The organism is Sphingobium sp. TomMM7A, from assembly GCF_055397305.1.
Genome location: NZ_AP027311.1, coordinates 1,979,463 through 1,997,184, shown reverse-complemented (window position 1 = coordinate 1,997,184; position 17,722 = coordinate 1,979,463). Strand labels below are relative to the sequence as shown.

Annotated in this window: 18 protein-coding genes and 1 tRNA gene; 6 read left to right on the top strand and 13 right to left on the bottom strand. The window is 62.6% G+C overall.

Features of this window, described 5'->3' with window-relative positions:
• Positions 1 to 31: 31 nt before the first annotated feature.
• Together ACZ5ZH_RS09990 and ACZ5ZH_RS09985 are read left to right on the top strand one after the other, a co-directional pair.
• Positions 32 to 460 carry a protein tyrosine phosphatase family protein gene (locus tag ACZ5ZH_RS09990; protein ID WP_460986889.1) on the top strand — a complete coding sequence of 143 codons (429 nt, stop codon included), beginning with the start codon at positions 32 to 34 and terminating at the stop codon, positions 458 to 460.
• 62 nt (positions 461 to 522) lie between these two features.
• A complete protein-coding gene (locus ACZ5ZH_RS09985; RefSeq protein ID WP_464772632.1) occupies positions 523 to 1,656 on the top strand; it encodes a BaiN/RdsA family NAD(P)/FAD-dependent oxidoreductase in 1,134 nt (377 codons plus the stop codon).
• Between the two features lie 18 nt (positions 1,657 to 1,674).
• Here the strand turns inward: ACZ5ZH_RS09985 and ACZ5ZH_RS09980 are convergent, their stop codons facing one another.
• The 4 genes from ACZ5ZH_RS09980 to ACZ5ZH_RS09965 form a co-directional block, all read right to left on the bottom strand.
• A complete protein-coding gene (locus ACZ5ZH_RS09980; protein ID WP_464772631.1) occupies positions 1,675 to 3,111 on the bottom strand; it encodes a porin in 1,437 nt (478 codons plus the stop codon).
• Between the two features lie 240 nt (positions 3,112 to 3,351).
• Complete coding sequence (locus ACZ5ZH_RS09975; RefSeq protein ID WP_464771400.1) at positions 3,352 to 3,801, bottom strand: glycine zipper 2TM domain-containing protein; 450 nt, start codon at positions 3,799 to 3,801, stop codon at positions 3,352 to 3,354.
• A gap of 138 nt (positions 3,802 to 3,939) precedes the next feature.
• Positions 3,940 to 4,959, bottom strand: coding sequence for a CDF family Co(II)/Ni(II) efflux transporter DmeF (gene dmeF, locus ACZ5ZH_RS09970; RefSeq protein ID WP_464771399.1), 1,020 nt, complete (start codon positions 4,957 to 4,959; stop codon positions 3,940 to 3,942).
• Entirely contained in the window at positions 4,956 to 5,228 is a 273-nt protein-coding gene (locus ACZ5ZH_RS09965; protein WP_464771398.1) for a metal/formaldehyde-sensitive transcriptional repressor, read from the bottom strand. The genes dmeF and ACZ5ZH_RS09965 overlap by 4 nt, the downstream gene beginning before the upstream one ends.
• Before the next feature lie 90 nt (positions 5,229 to 5,318).
• On the opposite strand from ACZ5ZH_RS09965, the gene crtY reads away from it, so the two are divergent.
• From crtY to ACZ5ZH_RS09945, 4 genes are all read left to right on the top strand, one after another.
• Positions 5,319 to 6,470 carry a lycopene beta-cyclase CrtY gene (gene crtY, locus ACZ5ZH_RS09960; protein WP_464771397.1) on the top strand — a complete coding sequence of 384 codons (1,152 nt, stop codon included), beginning with the start codon at positions 5,319 to 5,321 and terminating at the stop codon, positions 6,468 to 6,470.
• On the top strand, positions 6,470 to 7,951 hold the full coding sequence (locus ACZ5ZH_RS09955; protein WP_460986884.1) for a phytoene desaturase: 1,482 nt from the start codon (positions 6,470 to 6,472) through the stop codon (positions 7,949 to 7,951). The genes crtY and ACZ5ZH_RS09955 overlap by 1 nt, the downstream gene beginning before the upstream one ends.
• Positions 7,948 to 8,529, top strand: a complete 582-nt coding sequence (locus ACZ5ZH_RS09950; RefSeq protein WP_464771396.1) for an LOG family protein — start codon at positions 7,948 to 7,950, stop codon at positions 8,527 to 8,529. Before ACZ5ZH_RS09955 ends, ACZ5ZH_RS09950 begins: the two co-directional genes overlap by 4 nt.
• A 95-nt stretch (positions 8,530 to 8,624) precedes the next feature.
• Complete coding sequence (locus ACZ5ZH_RS09945) at positions 8,625 to 9,524, top strand: phytoene/squalene synthase family protein (RefSeq protein ID WP_464772630.1); 900 nt, start codon at positions 8,625 to 8,627, stop codon at positions 9,522 to 9,524.
• 105 nt (positions 9,525 to 9,629) lie between these two features.
• On the opposite strand, the gene ACZ5ZH_RS09940 is transcribed toward ACZ5ZH_RS09945, so the two are convergent.
• The 9 genes from ACZ5ZH_RS09940 to ACZ5ZH_RS09900 form a co-directional block, all read right to left on the bottom strand.
• The gene (locus ACZ5ZH_RS09940) at positions 9,630 to 11,054 is read right to left on the bottom strand and encodes an ammonium transporter (protein WP_464771395.1); all 1,425 of its coding nucleotides are present in this window, start codon (positions 11,052 to 11,054) and stop codon (positions 9,630 to 9,632) included.
• Between the two features lie 13 nt (positions 11,055 to 11,067).
• Positions 11,068 to 11,406: a P-II family nitrogen regulator gene (locus ACZ5ZH_RS09935; protein ID WP_196224712.1), complete on the bottom strand. Its 339-nt coding sequence runs from the start codon at positions 11,404 to 11,406 to the stop codon at positions 11,068 to 11,070.
• Between the two features lie 157 nt (positions 11,407 to 11,563).
• Positions 11,564 to 12,139: a DUF924 family protein gene (locus ACZ5ZH_RS09930; RefSeq protein WP_449474328.1), complete on the bottom strand. Its 576-nt coding sequence runs from the start codon at positions 12,137 to 12,139 to the stop codon at positions 11,564 to 11,566.
• Positions 12,140 to 12,193: 54 nt separating this feature from the next.
• Complete coding sequence (tldD, locus tag ACZ5ZH_RS09925; protein ID WP_464771394.1) at positions 12,194 to 13,636, bottom strand: metalloprotease TldD; 1,443 nt, start codon at positions 13,634 to 13,636, stop codon at positions 12,194 to 12,196.
• A 57-nt stretch (positions 13,637 to 13,693) separates the two neighbouring features.
• Positions 13,694 to 13,921, bottom strand: coding sequence for a zinc-finger domain-containing protein (locus ACZ5ZH_RS09920; RefSeq protein WP_196226624.1), 228 nt, complete (start codon positions 13,919 to 13,921; stop codon positions 13,694 to 13,696).
• A gap of 69 nt (positions 13,922 to 13,990) precedes the next feature.
• Positions 13,991 to 14,066 (bottom strand) — tRNA-Val (locus ACZ5ZH_RS09915).
• A gap of 82 nt (positions 14,067 to 14,148) precedes the next feature.
• Entirely contained in the window at positions 14,149 to 15,147 is a 999-nt protein-coding gene (locus ACZ5ZH_RS09910) for a MarR family transcriptional regulator (protein WP_464771393.1), read from the bottom strand.
• Positions 15,148 to 15,397: 250 nt separating this feature from the next.
• Positions 15,398 to 16,249, bottom strand: a complete 852-nt coding sequence (locus tag ACZ5ZH_RS09905; RefSeq protein ID WP_464771392.1) for a D-amino-acid transaminase — start codon at positions 16,247 to 16,249, stop codon at positions 15,398 to 15,400.
• 69 nt (positions 16,250 to 16,318) lie between these two features.
• Complete coding sequence (locus tag ACZ5ZH_RS09900) at positions 16,319 to 17,719, bottom strand: UdgX family uracil-DNA binding protein (RefSeq protein ID WP_464771391.1); 1,401 nt, start codon at positions 17,717 to 17,719, stop codon at positions 16,319 to 16,321.
• Between the last annotated feature and the right edge of the window lie 3 nt (positions 17,720 to 17,722).

The following is a 17,722-nucleotide window of genomic DNA, read 5'->3' as shown; positions in this document are numbered from 1 at the left end:
GCATGGCTCGCGGCAGAAGGAGTCCCGCCCCATGTTCCGTCAGATCACCCCCAACCTCTACGTCTCCCCCCAGATCAGCGTCGATCAGGTCGAGGAAGCCAAGGCCTTGGGCGTGACCGTCATCATCAACAACCGCCCCGATGACGAGGAACCGGGCCAGACCAACGGCGCGGAAATCGAGGCCGCCGCAAAGGCCGCAGGCCTCGCCTACGCCGCTGTCCCCGTCGCCCATGGCGGCTTCGCTCCCTGGCAGCTTGACGGTATGGCCGCCGCACTCAACGAAGCAGGCGAAGGCAAGGTCCTGGCCTATTGCCGCTCCGGCACCCGCAGCACGCTCCTTTGGGCACTCACCCGCGCCCGCGCTGGGGATCACCCCGCAGCGCTCAGCGAGAAGGCGGAAGCGGCTGGCTATGATCTCACCCCCATTCGCCAGATCATGGACGCGCTCTCCGCAGGCTGATCTTGTCCACCACATCCGATCAATTTGACGCCATCGTCCTCGGCGCTGGCGGAGCGGGCCTCATGTGCGCGGCAGCGGCCGGGCAGCGTGGCAAACGCGTCCTTGTCCTCGATCACGCCGATCAGCCGGGCAAGAAGATCCTGATCTCGGGCGGCGGCCGCTGCAATTTCACCAACATCCACACCGCGCCCGACCGCTATCTCTCGGCCAACCCCCATTTCGCCAAGTCCGCGCTCGGCCGCTATACGGCAGCGGATTTCGTCGCGCTGGTCGATCGCCACGGCATCGCCTGGCACGAAAAGACGTTGGGTCAACTCTTCTGCGATCAGTCCGCGCGCCAGATTGTCGCCATGCTGCTCGCCGAGTGCGAAGCAGGGGGCGTCACCATCCGCCTCGGCCACCCTGTCGGCGCGATCACCCACGCCGATGGCCGATACAGCGTGACCCATGGCGGCAAGATAGCACAGGCCCCCGCGCTGGTGATCGCCACAGGTGGCCCCTCCATCCCGCAAATGGGCGCTACCGGCTTTGCCTATGACCTCGCCCGGCAGTTCGGCCTCAAGGTGGTGGAGCCGCGCCCCGCGTTGGTCCCGCTCACCCTCGGGGGCGAAGATATGCTTTTCCGCGAACTTTCCGGCGTCTCGACGCCCGTGATCGCCCGCCATGGTAAGACGGCCTTCCGCGAAGCCGCGCTGCTGACCCACCGTGGCCTGTCCGGCCCGGCCATCCTGCAAATCTCCTCCTATTGGCGTCATGGCAGCGAAGTCAGCCTCGACTTCCTGCCCGACATGCCCGCCAATTGGCTGACCGAAGCCAAGCGTAGCAAGCCGCGCACATCGCTGACCGCGCTGCTGCGCGCGCAACTCCCCGACCGCCTCGCCGACGCCCTGGCCGATCGCCTCGCGCTGCCCGGCGATCTTGGCAACATAGCCGACCGCAAGCTGGAAGAAGCGCAGCGCCGCCTTGCCGCCTGGTCCTTCGCCCCCAATGGCACCGAAGGTTTTGCCAAGGCAGAAGTCACGGTCGGCGGCATCTCGACCGCCGAACTCTCCTCCCGCACGATGGAAGCCCGCCGCATGCCCGGCCTCTACGCGATTGGCGAAGCGGTCGATGTCACCGGCTGGCTAGGCGGCTATAATTTCCAATGGGCATGGGCCAGCGGCTGGGCAGCGGGGCAGGCGATCAGCGAAGCCTGACCGCTTGCCCGCCACCAATCAGTAATTCCACTGCACCTGCGTACGGATCAGGTCTCCCGTCGCCCGACCCGTCCGCCGCTCGTCTGCTTCGGCCCGCTTCATCCGCGCATAGGCCAGCGTGATCTCCAGCGCCTTCCACGGCTGCCATTCCAGCCCCAATTCAAACTCGTCCGTTTCCAGGCGAGGCGCATTGGTGGAAGCCTTCCACCCGCCGCGATAATGCTGCCAGCGGCCATAAGGCACCAGCACGCCGATCGAATCGGTGGGCAGGCGATACATCATCTGGACATACCCACCGTTCAGCTTCTTCTTTTCGATCGACTGGCTTACCCGGTCGAACTCCGGCCCCTTGCCCCAATTCCATTCGGCCTGAATGCCGAAGGGCTGCGGATAGAGCATCGCGTGAATGCCGACGCGCTTTTCGTCATAGGATTGCTCACTGATCGCGACCGCCGATCCGTTGCGCACTTCCGGCTGGTAGTCGTTCATCATCGCCGACCCGCCGATTTCGAACACCTGATCCTCGAACATGCCGCCCAGCCCATCCAGTTCGAACGGCCAGGTTGCAAAGGCCACCTTCATCAGCCCGCGATTCTGCTCGGTCTTGTTGATGCCCTGACCATTGAAGACGCCCAGACCGAACGCACCATAATTGCCGAACAGCTTCTGCCCGTCATGCCCCAGCCGGTCCCAGATCTTCTGCACCGAAGGCGGCGTGTAATAGCCGACAATGCCCAGATCACGCTCGCCCGGCACCGCGCTGTTGATCGCGTCGCTGCGGTCCAGCGTCAGGCGGTTGGAGGACGACTGCATATTCTCCCAGCCATAGGGCACCTTGGACTGGCCCAGGCGCATGCGGAATGTCTTGGCCTTGTCCAGGAAGACGTCGGCATAGGCGTCGCGCAGCTGTACAAAGCCTTCCCGCCGCTCACTGCCTGCCTGATTGTTTACGGCAGCGGAGAAATCGGACTGAAGGTAGAGCGACACGCGATCGGAAATGTCGCCCTGAACGACAAGGCGCGTCCGGCGGAGCGAGAAGCTGCTCTTGTCGGAAATTCCGCTGTCATGCACCGACCGCAGGCGCGACTGGCCTGCCGGTGCGGTGTCGTCGCCCGACAGAAACGCATTATAGCGCATCTGGGTATAGCCGCGCAGCGACAGCCGCTCATACCAGGCCTTCGACTTCGGAACGGATGATGTCGCAGATGTAACGACCGGCTGGGTTGGAGCCGCAGCCAGAACCGCAGGGGCGGGGGTCGCCGCCAAACCCGCGACCGGAGCAGGCGCGGACGAAGCGTTCGCGCTGGCGACTTCACTGCCCTTGTTGGCAGCAAGCGCATTCGTCAGCGCCTGAACCTGCGCCTTCAACTCGTCAATCTGGCGCTGCAACGCTTCATTGCTCTGCGCCTGCGCCACTTCCGGCATCAACGCCAGCAGGCTCACCGCAAGAGCCATGCTTTTCATCTTGGAACCTGTCACGAAAATTTCCCCTGTTTCGATCGAGGGGCGAATTATGATTTTTCAGTGACAGTTCAGTGACAAATATCTTTCGCTTACATGACAGCGAACCACCGACGTCTATTGAGCCGTCATCCCAGCGACCGCTGGGATCTCAGGCCCCACAGCCGAACATTAGCGCCAGCGCACCCAATAAAAAAGCGGCGCATCACTCCCGCGACACGCCGCCCGCTCATCTTACCGGCAATCCCCGCGTTCAACCTCGCGGCCCGCCAGCGCGCCCGCGCCAGCGCCCAAGATCAGGCCAGTCGTGCTCGGCCGGTTCCACCGTCCGCCACGGCCGATTTCCCGACCCAGCAAGCCGCCCAATACACCGCCGACCACCGCGCCAGTCGTCCCGGACGAACAGCCATCGTCATAGCCCCGCGCCCGATAGCGGCGGGGCGCCTCACGATAATGGTCCTCGCGATACTCCCGATATTCCACCGGCCGTCGGTCATAGTCGCGATAGCCGCGATCATAATCCCGATCGTCCCGCTGATAGGTTTCGCTGCGATAATAGCTGCCGTCGTCCCCATCATAGCGTTCGCTATAGCGATAGCTGCTCTGCGCAAAGGCGGGCGATGCGGCAGCGCCCGCGATCGCCGCACTGGCGACGGAAAGGGAAATGATGAACTTGGTCAACATGACAGGCCTCCACTGATCCTTATCGGACCCATATGCTAGGCCGCTGATGAGTGCTTCCTGAACATGCCCGTCACTTATCGTTCAGCAACAGGCCATTGTTCGCAAAGACATTTCCGTTCAGCCTGAATGGACCTGCGTTCAACCGCACTCGACCGTGACATGCTCCATCCTTGGCAGCGCGCGCACCCGCTGGCGCACCGCGCCCACATCGCCGCCCGGCGCCAGGCTGATGATCGCGGCATGGGCGTGCGGCCCTATCCGCCAGACATGCAGGTCATGGATGATCGCGCCCTCTGCCTCCACGAGCGCCTTGATCCGCTTCATCAACGCCGGTTCGGCGGTGTCGAGCAGGATGGCCGAGGTGTCCTTCATCAACCCCCATGCCCAGCGCGCGATCACCACCGCGCCCAATATGCCCACCGCCGGGTCGAGCCACCACCAGCCCATATAGCGCCCGGCGAGCAGCGCCGCGATCGCCAGCACGGATGTCAGCGCGTCGGTCAGCACATGCACATAGGCGGCGCGCAGATTATTGTCGGCATGCCCATGCTTGTGATCGTGCCCATGATCGTGATCCGTCCCATGGCCCCCCGCATGCTCATGATCATGCCCATGATGATCATGGCTATGGTCATGCCCCAGCAGCAACGCGCTGATCAGGTTGATGGCGAGGCCAATGACCGCGACCAATGTCGCCTCGCCAAACTTCACCGATACCGGCTCAAAGAAGCGCAGCACCGATTCGACCAGGATGAACAGCGCCGTGACGCCCAGCAGCAGGGCGGATGCAAAGCCCGAAAGGTCGCCGACCTTCCCCGTGCCGAAGGTAAAGCGCGGGTTGCGGGCATGGCGCCGCGCATAGCCATAGGCTGCCGCCGCCACGGCCAGCGCGCCCGCATGGGTCGCCATATGGAACCCATCGGCCAGCAGGGCCATCGACCCGGTGATCCAGCCAAAGGCGATCTCGACCACCATCGTCGCAGCCGTCAGCCACACGACCCACATCGTCCGCCGAGCATTTTTGTCATGGCCCGCGCTCAGGTAAATATGGTCGAAATAATGGCTTTCTTCCTCATCCCCATTGGTGGGGAAAGGGGGCAGCGCCTCGCTTTGAGCCTTTGCTGCGTCATAATCGTGGCTATGGCCGTGCATCGTCATTTCCCGTACCGCCGGATCAGCTCCAGCATTTCTTCCGCCGCCGTCTGCCGCTCTTCATCGGTCAGGCCGGGGCGGGCGACATGGTCGCGCATATGCTGCTCGATCAGCTCCTCCATCAGGCTGCCGACCGCACCGCGCACCGACGCGACCAGCTGCAAAGTCTCCGAACAGCCCGCATCTCCGCCCAGCTGCCGCTCGATCGCGCCGACCTGCCCCGCGATGCGCCGCACCCGCGCCAGCAGCTTGTCCTTGTTCTCGATCACATGCATAGGCTACCCCCCTATCCTATACGGCCATTTTCGTCAAACCCCGTTCTTTTCGCCAATTGCTTCATTAATTCGCCCTCCCTAACAGGACTCATGGCCAAGACGTTCGACTGCGACCTTGCGATTCTGGGCGGCGGCCTTTCCGGCACTCTGACCGCGCTCGCCTTCGCCCGCCTTCGCCCGGAGGTCGATCTGCTGCTGATCGAACGCGGCCAATCGCTGGGCGGCAACCATCTCTGGTCCTTCTTCGACGGCGATGTCCGCCCCGCCGATCGCTGGCTGGTCGATCCGCTCATCACCCATCGCTGGCCCCAAGGCCATGAGGTCCGCTTCCTCGCCTATCAGCGTCGCCTCCCCACCGCCTATAACAGCATCGCCTCCGCCCAACTCGACGCCCATGCCAGCCAACTCCTCGGCGATCGCGTCCTGCTCAACGCCGACGTCACCCACATCACGCCCACGAGCGTCACCCTTGGCGACGGCCGCCATATCCAGGCTCGCGCCGTACTCGATACTCGCGGCGGCGGCGATATGTCGGCGCTGGAGTGCGGCTGGCAAAAGTTCGTCGGCCAGGTCCTCCGCGTCAGCCATCCACACGGGTTGGAGCGCCCGGTGATCATGGACGCGACCGTTGCGCAGATCGACGGCTATCGCTTCGTCTATCTGCTCCCCTTCGATGATCGCACCATCTTCGTCGAGGATACCTACTATAGCGACAGTCCCGAACTAGGTCACCCGACGCTCGCCAGTCGCATCGCCGAATATGCCAAAGATCAGGGCTGGCACATCGAACAGATCACCCATCAGGAAAGCGGCGTTCTTCCCGTAGTTCATGGCGGCAACTTCGATCGCTTCTGGCCAGCGGAGGATGACATTGCCCGTGCAGGCGTTCGCGCCGCATTGTTCCACCCGATGACCGGCTATTCGCTGCCCGACGCCGTGGCCACCGCGCTCTGGCTCGCCGACCAGCCGATCGAAGACCTTGCCGCCACTACCCGTGCCCGCGCTGCGGCGCATTGGCGCGCCGGCGGCTATTACCGGCTGCTCGGCAAGATGCTCTTCCGCGCTGCCCGGCCGGACCAGCGCTGGCGCATCTTCGAACGCTTCTATCGACTCAATCCCCATCTGGTCGGTCGCTTCTATGCGGGCCGATCAACTTGGGCCGATCGCATCCGCATCTTGTGTGGACGCCCGCCGGTGCCCATAAGGAGCGCCATGCGCGCATTGTTGACCCCCTCCGCCTGATGAACCGCAAAGCGATAGTAATAGGGGCGGGCTTTGGTGGCCTTGCTCTTGCGATCCGCCTGCAATCGGCGGGCATCGACACCACTCTGGTAGAAGCGCGGGACCGCCCGGGGGGGCGCGCCTATATGTGGGAGAAGGACGGCTTCGTCTTCGACGCAGGCCCGACCGTCATCACCGATCCAGATTGCCTTGCAGAGCTCTGGCGCCTGTCCGGCCATGACATGGCGGAAGATGTCAGCCTTGTGCCGGTCACCCCCTTTTACCGGCTGAACTGGCGCGACGGCACGAACTTCGATTATTCCAACGACGAAAACAGCCTGCGGGCGCAAATCGCAAAGCTGAACCCGCAGGATGTCGCTGGGTATCAGCGCTTTCTCGACTATGCTGACGGCGTTTATGAGGAAGGCTATCGCAAGCTTGGCTCGGTGGCTTTCCTCGACTTCGCCTCCATGATCCGCGCCGCGCCAGCACTGGCGAAGCATCAGGCATGGCGCTCGGTCTATTCGATCGTCTCTTCCTATGTGAAGGACGAAAGGCTGCGTCAGGCGCTGTCCTTCCACACGCTGCTGGTGGGTGGCAATCCGATGCAGACCAGCGCGATCTATGCGTTGATCCACAAGCTGGAAAAGGATGGCGGCGTCTGGTTCGCCAAGGGCGGCACGAACCGCCTGGTCCAGGGCATGGCGACGCATTTCGAGCGGCTCGGCGGTACGCTGCGTCTCGCCGACCCGGTCGTGCGCATCGAGACCCATGGCGACCGCGCGGTCGCTGTCTCGACCGCGTCGGGATGGCGGGGGGAGGCCGATGCTGTCGCCACGAACGGCGACCTCATGCATAGCTATCGGGACCTTCTCGGCCATCACCCAAGGGGGCAGAAACAGGCCGAGAGCCTCGCGAGAAAGCGTTGGTCGCCCAGCCTGTTCGTGCTGCATTTCGGTATCAAGGGTAGCTGGCCCGGCATCCCCCACCATATGATCCTGTTCGGTCCCCGCTATGAAGGGTTGCTGACCGACATCTATGATCACGGCGTGCTGCCTCAGGATTTCTCGCTCTACCTGCACCACCCGACCGTCACCGATCCGTCGATGGCGCCCGACGGTCATTCGACTTTCTACGCTCTTGCGCCCGTGCCCCACATGGGCAAGCTGCCGATCGATTGGAAGCAGTTTGGCCCGGTCTATGCGGAGCGCATCCTTGACGAGATCGAACATCGTCTTATCCCCGACATCCGCTCTCGCATCGTCACGCAATTCCACTACGCGCCGCCCGATTTCCAGAGCGACTTGTCCGCGCATCTGGGCAGCGCCTTCAGCCTTGAACCGCTGTTGACGCAAAGCGCCTGGTTCCGCGCCCATAACCGCGATGACGTGATCCCGAACCTGTATCTCACCGGCGCCGGTACTCATCCGGGGGCGGGCATCCCTGGCGTCGTCGGTAGCGCCAAGGCGACCGCCGCGCTGATGCTCGAAGACCTGCTGTGAAGCGGCTGGCCGTCTATTGCGGATCGGCTTTGCCTGCTGATCCGGTCTATGTGGAATCCGCTCGCCAAGTTGGCCGCACCCTTGCAGGGCGAGGCATTGGAGTCGTCTATGGCGGCGGACGGCTGGGTTTAATGGGCGCGGTTGCCGATGCCGCGCTCGAGGCGGGAGGCGAGGTGATCGGCGTCATCCCGGAAGCTCTGGTACGGGCGGAGGTCGCGCATCAGGGCTGCACCGAGCTTCATGTCGTCCAGACCATGCATCAGCGCAAGGCATGCTTCACCGATCTGTCTGACGGCTTCATCACGCTCCCCGGCGGCGTTGGCACCATGGATGAGTTATGGGAGGCGATCAGCTGGGCGCAACTTGGCTATCATGCCAAGCCTGTTGGCCTGCTGAATGCATCTGGCTTCTATGACCAGCTCATCGCCTTCAACCGGCATATGATCGACACCGGCTTCATCCGGCCGCAACATGCCGACATCCTGGTCCATGCCGACTCGATCGAGGCGCTGCTTGATAAAATGGCAGCCTATAAGGCGCACGAGCCGATCTTTTCGATGAAGGCCGACAGGCTGTAATTCGTGCCACCCTTGCGGCGACCATCGGCGCGGGGCATGGCCGCAGTGTGAACACTCTCGATCGCACCGCCCTCGTCGCCCATGCTCGCGAAAGTATCGCCCGGGGTTCCAAATCCTTCGCCTTGGCATCGAAGCTGTTCGACCGGCAAACGCGTGAGCGTGCTTGGCTTCTCTATGCATGGTGCCGCAAGTGCGACGATATCGCCGACGGGCAGGATCATGGTGGCGTAATGAGAGGCGTGGCCGATGGGCAGGTGCGTCTTGCCAGTATGAGGACACTGACCGATGCCGCCCTGCGCGGCGAGCGCACGGGCGATCCCGCCTTCGACGGCTTTGGCGTGGTGATGCGCGAATGCGCCATCTCGGCCCGCTATGCGCATGACCTGATCGAAGGGTTCGCGCTCGATGCTGAAGATTGGCGGCCTCAGAGCGAAGAGGACATGCTGCGCTACTGCTATCATGTCGCCGGAGCCGTCGGCTGCATGATGGCGGTGCTGATGGGGGTGGACCCGTCGGATGAGGCTACGCTGGATCGTGCTTGCGATCTGGGTTTGGCGTTCCAGCTCGCCAATATCGCTCGCGACATCGGTGAGGATCAGGCGGCGGGACGCTGTTACCTGCCCCAGCAATGGCTGGCGGAGATGCACATTCCTTCGGGCAGGCATATGGAGCCAGGCTTCCGTCCGCAGCTAGTGATATTGGCGCGGCGTCTCGCCGGGCTGGCCGCGGATTATGAGGCTAGCGCGCGGCATGGCACCGGCGCCTTGCCGCCGCGCTCTGCCTGGGCGGTTCTGGCCGCAGCGGGCATTTATGGCGATATCGCTCGGGAAGTGGATCGACGGGGCGGTCATGCCTGGGACGATCGCGTGGTGACGCCGAAGAGTGAAAAACTGGGCTGGGTGGTCCGGGCGGGGTTGCAGATCGTGGCCCGGTCTCGCCGCTGGCCTTTATCGGTGCCCCGACAGGCATATCTCTGGACCCGACCAAAGGACTGACATCAAAAAAAGGACCGATACTTTCGTACCGGTCCCGAGGCGTGTTCGCAGGAGGAACATCGTGTGGCGGGCGGGCCGTTCTTTCCGGCCCGCCCTGCCGAAGTCTCAGTAGTTGTAGGCGCGCTCGCCGTGGCTCGCGAGATCCAGACCTTCCATCTCCGCATCGCGGCTCGGACGCAGACCCATGGTCTTGTCGATGATGAAGTAGAGGATCGCACTGCCGATGCCCGAGAAGAGCAGGGTGAACACCACTGCCTTGGTCTGGATCCAGACCTGCGCCGGGATGCTGTAGGCTTCCGGATGGAAGGCCGCCGGGAAGACAGTGTAGTCGAACACGCCCTGGCCGCCGAGCGACGGAGCCGCGACGATGCCGGTCGCGATCGCGCCGACGATGCCGCCGATGCAGTGCACGCCGAACACGTCCAGGCTGTCGTCATAACCGACCTTGCCCTTCACGAACGCCACGAAGAGGTAGCAGATCGGGGAGACGGCGAAGCCGAGTACGATGGAGGTCATGGGAGCCGCGAAGCCCGCAGCCGGGGTGATGGCGACGAGGCCAGCGACAGCACCCGTGACCGCGCCGAGCAGCGAAGCCTTGCCATGGTGGACCTGTTCGACCAGCGACCAGCTGACCGCTGCCGCACAGGTGGCGACCATGGTGTTGATGAAGGCGACGCCGGTGACGGCATTGGCTTCCAGGTTGGAACCGGCGTTGAAGCCGAACCAGCCGACCCACAGCAAGCTGGCGCCGATCATGGTCATGGTCAGCGAGTGCGGCGGCATGGGTTCCTTGGGGAAGCCGACGCGCTTGCCGATCATGATGGCGCCGACGAGGCCCGCGATACCCGCGTTGATGTGGACGACGGTGCCGCCCGCGAAGTCGAGCGCGCCCCAGCCCCAGAGCATGCCATAGTCGGTAGGAGCATCAGCCAGGAAGTCCGGGCCAGCCCAATACCACACCATGTGCGCCATCGGGAAGTAGATGAAGGTCAACCACAGCACGACGAACACGATCAGCGAGGAGAATTTCACGCGCTCCGCGAACGCACCGACGATCAGCGCCGGGGTGATCATGGCGAAGGTCATCTGGAAGACGACGAACACGAATTCGGGCAGATAGACGTTGTTGCTGAACGTCGCCGCCGAGGTCGTGCCATCGACGCCCATCAGGAACGCCTTGGATAGACCGCCGAAGAAATGATTGTCGCCACCCGAGGTGAAGGCGATGGAATAGCCCCAGCAGGTCCAGACCAGACCAGCCACGGAAACGATCGTGAACACCTGCATGAGGATGCTCAGCATGTTCTTGGTACGGACCAGGCCGCCGTAGAACAGGGCAAGGCCCGGAATCGACATCATCAGGACCAGCGCGGTGGAGATCAGCATCCAGGCGACGTCGCCCTTGTTGACCATGCTGGCCATTGCAGCGGCGTCTGGCGCCTTTATCGGCGCGGCGAGCGCCGGTGCGGCTGCGAGAAGGGTCAGCGCAGCCGCCCCCATCACGCCGCAGAATTTCTTGGAAAAGGTCATTATTCCCCCCTTCTTACAGCGCGGTTTCGCCGGTCTCGCCGGTGCGGATGCGCACGGCCTGACCGACATCGAGAACGAAGATCTTGCCATCGCCGATCGCGCCGGAATTGGCGGCCGCCTGGACCGCTTCGACTACGCGCGGTGCAAGATCGTCATCGCAGACGACCTCGATCTTGATTTTCGGAACCATGTTCGTGGAATATTCGGCGCCCCGGTAGATTTCGGTTTGCCCCTTCTGGCGGCCGAAGCCTTTCACCTCGCTCACCGTCATGCCGGCGATGCCTAGCGAGGAGAGTGCCTCGCGGACATCGTCAAGCTTGAACGGCTTGATGATAGCCATGACAAGTTTCATGTCGCCCCCTGTTAATGGTGTGCGGCGACATTCCAGCAAGAGGCGTGCCAATTGGTCAGCGCCGTTTAAAAGCGTGCTTTTTAGACTGGCCTTAAACACCACCCGCCAAAAAAATGGGCAGTCTGCCTACGCTGCCCAAAAATTGGGCAGCTTTTCCCTACCAGTTGGCCGTCATATGGACGGCGTCTTTTTCCTCCGGCAAAGTTGGCCGCCCAATCGCAGCGTTTCGATGCGGGAACCGGCCAAAGCGGGCGATGACGTCGTGATGCTGACGGGCATATTCCAAGGACTGCGCATCGCCTGCTGCCTCGAACAGACTAAGTGACAGATTCTGATCGTCGATATCTTCGCTATGCTGGAACGGCATGTAGAAAAACCTGCGGCCCGCGCCGCCAATCTGGATGTCATAGCCATGCGCAATGGCGCCGCGCGCGACGCTTCGAGCGAGTTCGTCAGTTTTGAACGCCTCGGCGGTGCCGCGGAACATATTACGCGGTAACTGATCGAATAGCAGGACTGCCGCCAATGCGTCATCAGCCCGATCAAGGAATGTTTCGGCGGCCAACTTGCGTTTTTCCTCCCACAGCTCGCAAAAGCGCGTCGCGCACTGTTGGTCCAGCTTCGGGTCATGCTTCCACCAGCCCTCCTCCCCGACCTGATTGAACCAGAAGTCCAGCAGGGCAGCCGCCCAATCGGCGGTCACGGCGTCATGGCTGTCCGTAAGCATGTTCATACAAGGAAAAAGAAGCAGTGGGCCGCAGGTTCCGCAGCCCACGGCGCGAGGATGTCAGGTCGCCGTGCCGCCAACCGTCAGCCCTTCGATCAGCAGCGTCGGCTGCCCGACGCCCGCTGGAACGCTCTGTCCACCCTTACCGCACATGCCGACGCCCTCATCCAGAGCCCAGTCATTGCCGATGCCGACCACCTTGGTTAGCGCCGTTGGCCCGTCCCCTATTAACGTTGCCCCCTTGATTGGGTCGCCCAGCTTTCCATTCTCGACCTTGTAGGCCTCGGTGCAGGAAAAGACGAATTTGCCTGAGACGATATCGACCTGACCTCCGCCAAAGCTCTTGGCGAAAATGCCGGAACCCATGCGGGACAGCAATTCCTCAGGATCATCATGGCCGTCTTTGATGAACGTGTTGGTCATGCGCGGCATCGGCGCATGGGCATAGCTTTCGCGACGCCCGTTGCCCGTGGGTTCCACGCCCATAAGCCGGGCGTTGAGGCGATCCTGCATATAGCCTTTAAGGATGCCATCCTCGATAAGGACATTCTCTCGTGTGGGCGTGCCTTCGTCATCGATCGAGAGCGATCCACGGCGGCTGAGGATCGATCCGTCATCCACCACCGTGACGCCGGGAGCCGCAACGCGCTCGCCGATCCGGCCGGAAAAGGCGCTGGTGCCCTTACGGTTGAAATCACCCTCAAGGCCATGGCCGATCGCCTCATGCACCAGTACGCCCGGCCAGCCCGGCCCCAGCAGCACCGTCATTTCGCCCGCAGGCGCAGCGACGGATCGCATGTTCACTCTCGCTTGTGCCAGTGCCTCGTCGATGGCCCGGTTCCATATCGCGGAATCCATCACCTGATCGTAGAGATAGCGTCCGCCAATACCGAAGCTGCCGGTTTCGCGGCGGCCATTTTCTTCAAGAATCAGGGAGACATTCAGCCGCACCAGCGGCCGGACGTCGGTAGCGGTAAAGCCATCGGCACGGACGATTTCCACAACCGACCAGCTCCCGGCCAGACTGACCGAAACCTGCGCGACGCGGGGATCACGAGCTCGCGCCGCCGCATCAATGGCAGCGCACAGCGTCACCTTTTCGGCGAACGGGACGATGTCCAGAGGGTTGGCGTCTGTATAAAGATGCCGGTTGGTCCGCTGCGGCGGCGGAGCGGGCTGGCCCATGGCCGGGTCCAACAAGGTCAGCGTTTCGGCCGCCCGGCGAATCGCTGCTTCGCTGATATCGTTGGCATGGGCAAAGCCCGTCATCTCGCCCGACACGCCGCGCAAGCCAAAGCCTGCATCGGTCGAATAGTCGGCAGTCTTCAGCCTTCCATCGTCGAACCCGAAACTCTCGCTGGCGCGATATTGCAGATAGAGCTCGCCATCATCACAATTGGTGAGCGCCTGCGCCGTCAGTCGCTGCGCGCCATCGGGATCAAGCAAGCCCGGCCGGTAGAGAAGGCCGCGCGCGTCAGTGAACTGGGAAACGATGCTGGTCATGCCGCCTGATATAGGAGCGACACAGCCCAAGCCCAATCAAATTCGAAGGGCGCTTCTTTAGATGCTCGCGCCGGACGAGATGTCAGGCAGGCCCGCAACTTCCGGTGTATCCGCAGGACCGCCAATCAGGACGAAGCGCTTGTCACAATAACCGCAATCGACATAGCCATGTTCGTCAATCTCCAGGAACACGCGCGGGTGACCCAGAGCGGCGGGAATGTCGCCTGACCCGTCGCATGAGACGCGGGCTTTGGTGACTCGAAGAATTTCAGGCGGCTGTATCATGATGGCGTCGATTAGCAGCGGCGCCATCGCACCGCAATATCCGGCACGGCTTTCTGGCAGCATAAGGGATGGTGGGCGATGACGGGCTCGAACCGCCGACATTCTCGGTGTAAACGAGACGCTCTACCAACTGAGCTAATCGCCCGATACCGCATCCATGCCGGTGCAGCCGGAGCGCGCCTATCTAGGCCAATCAGCGCGCGGGTCAAGCGTTGATGACGACCTTGTCACGCGCAAAGAAAACGGCGGCTGGCCATGAACCAGCGTGTAAGGGCTTGGGCCGTCTCTTCCGCAAGGGCGATGAACACACGGCGGCCATCATGCGGATCGGCCTGCCGATGAACGATGCCCTTGTCTGTCAGCGTTCGAATCCAGCGCAGTGCTGTGGTGGGCGGCACTGCCGACGCGATGCATAGGCTGGAAACGGACACGCGCTCCTGCTCCAGACGCGCCGCCAGCAGATCCAGCAGCATGTCCCATGCGGGATCCGCAAACAGTTCTCCAGGCAGGAAATCCTCGCGCAGCCGCCGCGCGCGCAGCATGTCCCGTACCTGCGCGGCACCCAGTGCTGCTTCGTCGGCGGCGGTTGGCTGACCACCCATCGGCTCGACGGTGGGCATGCCGATATAATCGCTTGCCCGATCGGATATGCGAGGCCCCAATGCGAAGGAGGGGGTCGCGTGGCGCGGTCGCGATGTCAGCGCCTCCAGCGTCCGCGCAAGGCGGCTGACCTCTTCGCTCAGCTGTTGCAGGCGGACGCCCTCGCTTTCCTGATTGACCTCATGAACCGTGCGCTGCGGCGTCGTTCCCCCGGCAGTCAGCAAAGCGGCGGCGAGGTCGGTGTGATCCGGCGTGCAGAGCAGTTGCGTGCGGTCGCTCCGCATGCAGGCGAAGGCAAGATCGATTGTGTCGAGACCGGCAACCAAGATGACCGACATGTCATTCTGAACCGCCAGCGTCTCCACCTGCACCAGCAATCGCTCGAGCAATGCGGACGGGTTTGTGCAGAAGAGCAGGATGACGTCGCACCCCACCTGCATGTCGAGCCGCAGCATCGCCTGATCCAGCGGCACGATATCGAGGAGCCGGAACTGGGCGGCCTTTGCCAATCCTGCGACATCGTCCAGAAAGACGTCGTCCGCCAGAATGAGGAGTCCCGCGCGAGGGTCTCTTATCCCATAGATTTCCTCGCTGCTGGATCCAAATTCAGTCCGGGGGCGATCCATTTCCACCTGTTACTCCTGTCCCTGCTTTGTTCCGAACCTATCGCAATATTGCGGCGGCGTGCCTGCTCTTTCCTCCGGATCGGACATGCCAGCTTCCCTTTATTGACCGATAATCCTGCTGACCCACCCGAATTCACGACGTTCGGCCCTCGCTGTCGCCAAAATGGTTTGGCTTTTCGCCGAAATGGCGGGAGGCGATGGAGAAGAGGCAACCCATCCAAAATGGATGTTGTTATCCCAGGTTGTCGCTTCAGACCGCCGTCCGGCGTGCGAAATCGATGTAGAGCTGGCGTAGCCGGGTGGCGACCGGGCCGGGGGTGCCATCGCCGATCTTGGTCCCGTCGATACGCACGACCGCTTGGCAGAGTGTCGATGCACTGGTGATGAAGGCTTCGCGGGCTTCCTTGGCTTCCGCCACGGAAAAGGGGCGATGGACAATATTTAGGCCGCATTCTTCGGCCAGCGCAGTGAGTGCAGTGCCGGTGCATCCGGCAAGCACAGCTTGTGAATAAGGGCGGGTGATGATGCCTTCATCCGTGACCAGAAAGGCCGTGGAAGAGGCGCCTTCGGTTATGAAGCCGTCTTCCACCATCCAGGCTTCCTGTGCCCCGGCCTCGGCCGCGATCTGTTTTGCCATCGCTTGAGCCAGCAGACCGACACTCTTGATGTCGCGCCGCGCCCACCGCAGGTCGGGTGTCGTGACAACCGCGATGCCGTTCTGCACAGCGGGAGAATCGAGAAAGCGCTTGGCGTGTGTGAACATCACAAGCGTTGGCTGCAAAGCCGATGATGGCAGGAAGTCGCGCCCTGCGTCAGCGCCCCGCGTCAGTTGCAGATAGATCAAGCCCTCTTCGAGATCATTGCGCGCCGCCAATGCCTTCTGCACCGCTTCAATCTCTGCAAGGGAGACGGGAAGGCTAAGCCCTATCGCGGCCGCCGAACGTTCAAGACGCACCAAGTGCGACGCGCTGTCGATCAGTCTGCCATCAAGGACGGCCGTCACCTCGTAAACGGCCTCGGCGAACAGAAAGCCGCGATCCAGCACCGAGACCCGCGCTTCGGCGAGCGGCAGGAACTGGCCATTGAGATAGGCGATGGACATGAAGCGCTAAAATCCTCCGGTATGAACATCCGCGATGTTGCCGGGGCAGGATCGTCGGTCAAGCAATGATCATCGGCTTAACGTCCTTACCCGCTCTCCTATCTCTCGCAAATCTGCGACAAAGCGCGCTCGCTCGGCCGCCTTCCGTGCTTCATCGGGTATGCGCAGCAGGAAACTCGGATGCACGGTCACCCAAGCTTCGGTGCTGTTTTCCAGTGGAATCGGCGCGCCTCGCGTGCGGCTGATCGTCACGGCCTTGCCCAATATGGCGCGCGCGGCAGTTGCGCCCAGAGCGACGACGACGCGCGGGCGAACGAGGTCCAATTCCTGATCCAGCCACCAGCGGCAGGCAGCAATCTCGGGTGTGTCAGGCGTCTGGTGGATGCGCCTCTTGCCCCGCCGCTCATGCTTGAAATGCTTGACGGCGTTCGTGACATAGACGCTCGCGCGATCGATCCGGGCTTCCTCTAATGCCTGGTCGAGCAACTGGCCCGCCGGGCCTACGAAGGGGCGCCCGGCAATATCTTCCTGATCGCCCGGCTGTTCCCCCACGAGAACCAGGGGCGCATCAATGGGGCCTTCGCCAAACACAGTCTGGGTGGCGTCGCGATAAAGGGGGCAGCGGGTGCAGCCTATCGCCTCCTCGCGCAATCTGGTCCAGGCAGCAGTCGCGTTGCTGGCGCGGGCAGGGGCTTTAGGAGGAGTGGCGATCATGGCTGCTTCCCGTGCCTGCGCCCCGGCAACAAGGTCGGGGATGAGCGCCGCCTCCGGCAGGTTGCGCCAGTATTTCTTGGGCATCTCGGACAGCATGGCTCGCTGCTTGAGCCGGGCGGGGTTGAATGTTGCAGCATAATAGCTTTTCCAGATTTCCTCGACCGGGTCGCCGCCCGGCGCATCTGTCTTTGAAGCGCCGGGACTTTCTTCCAACCTTTCGCCATTCCAATGGAGACTGAGTTCGGGCGTCAGGATCGACCAGCGCATCGATGCGAAACGCCGCACGAAAAACCCGGCATTCGCGCGGACGATATGATGATCAGGCTCGAACCAGGCGATGAAACGGGCTCCGTCATCATCCTGCATTTCGCGGAATCGGACAAAAGCGCGCATCTTATGCATGTCGCGCCGAACTGCTTTTGCCAGCATCTCGACACGGCGGACCAGGGGATCGGCTTTATCGTCCAGGCGTGCGGGGCTTTGTCGCACTTCGATCAAAAGGGCGTAGAGCAAGGCGAAGCGCTCTTCATCCTGATGCAGTATTACGCTCTCGGCCAAGTCCAGAAAGGCGCGCGGCACTGAAAATGCTCCGCCGCCATCTTCCGGAGGCGGCGGATCGAAGGCCAGCATCGACCCGCCTTCTCCTTCGACCCGCCAATCAATATCGTGAGCAGGCACAGCAGCCAAAGCGAAGCGACGGGCGGCATTGCGCCACCCGTCGAAATCATCCGGCCTGCTCAGCAGCACCTGATACATGAG

What these genes read in the sequence shown, in the direction of transcription:
- ACZ5ZH_RS09990 (WP_460986889.1), top strand. Translation starts at nt 32, where the DNA reads ATGTTCCGTCAGATCACCCCCAACCTCTACGTCTCCCCCCAGATCAGC.
- ACZ5ZH_RS09985 (WP_464772632.1), top strand. Translation starts at nt 523, where the DNA reads ATGTGCGCGGCAGCGGCCGGGCAGCGTGGCAAACGCGTCCTTGTCCTC.
- ACZ5ZH_RS09980 (WP_464772631.1), bottom strand. Translation starts at nt 3,111, where the DNA reads ATGGCTCTTGCGGTGAGCCTGCTGGCGTTGATGCCGGAAGTGGCGCAG.
- ACZ5ZH_RS09975 (WP_464771400.1), bottom strand. Translation starts at nt 3,801, where the DNA reads ATGTTGACCAAGTTCATCATTTCCCTTTCCGTCGCCAGTGCGGCGATC.
- dmeF (WP_464771399.1), bottom strand. Translation starts at nt 4,959, where the DNA reads ATGACGATGCACGGCCATAGCCACGATTATGACGCAGCAAAGGCTCAA.
- ACZ5ZH_RS09965 (WP_464771398.1), bottom strand. Translation starts at nt 5,228, where the DNA reads ATGCATGTGATCGAGAACAAGGACAAGCTGCTGGCGCGGGTGCGGCGC.
- crtY (WP_464771397.1), top strand. Translation starts at nt 5,319, where the DNA reads ATGGCCAAGACGTTCGACTGCGACCTTGCGATTCTGGGCGGCGGCCTT.
- ACZ5ZH_RS09955 (WP_460986884.1), top strand. Translation starts at nt 6,470, where the DNA reads ATGAACCGCAAAGCGATAGTAATAGGGGCGGGCTTTGGTGGCCTTGCT.
- ACZ5ZH_RS09940 (WP_464771395.1), bottom strand. Translation starts at nt 11,054, where the DNA reads ATGACCTTTTCCAAGAAATTCTGCGGCGTGATGGGGGCGGCTGCGCTG.
- ACZ5ZH_RS09935 (WP_196224712.1), bottom strand. Translation starts at nt 11,406, where the DNA reads ATGAAACTTGTCATGGCTATCATCAAGCCGTTCAAGCTTGACGATGTC.
- ACZ5ZH_RS09930 (WP_449474328.1), bottom strand. Translation starts at nt 12,139, where the DNA reads ATGAACATGCTTACGGACAGCCATGACGCCGTGACCGCCGATTGGGCG.
- tldD (WP_464771394.1), bottom strand. Translation starts at nt 13,636, where the DNA reads ATGACCAGCATCGTTTCCCAGTTCACTGACGCGCGCGGCCTTCTCTAC.
- ACZ5ZH_RS09920 (WP_196226624.1), bottom strand. Translation starts at nt 13,921, where the DNA reads ATGATACAGCCGCCTGAAATTCTTCGAGTCACCAAAGCCCGCGTCTCA.
- ACZ5ZH_RS09910 (WP_464771393.1), bottom strand. Translation starts at nt 15,147, where the DNA reads ATGGATCGCCCCCGGACTGAATTTGGATCCAGCAGCGAGGAAATCTAT.
- ACZ5ZH_RS09905 (WP_464771392.1), bottom strand. Translation starts at nt 16,249, where the DNA reads ATGTCCATCGCCTATCTCAATGGCCAGTTCCTGCCGCTCGCCGAAGCG.
- ACZ5ZH_RS09900 (WP_464771391.1), bottom strand. Translation starts at nt 17,719, where the DNA reads ATGTATCAGGTGCTGCTGAGCAGGCCGGATGATTTCGACGGGTGGCGC.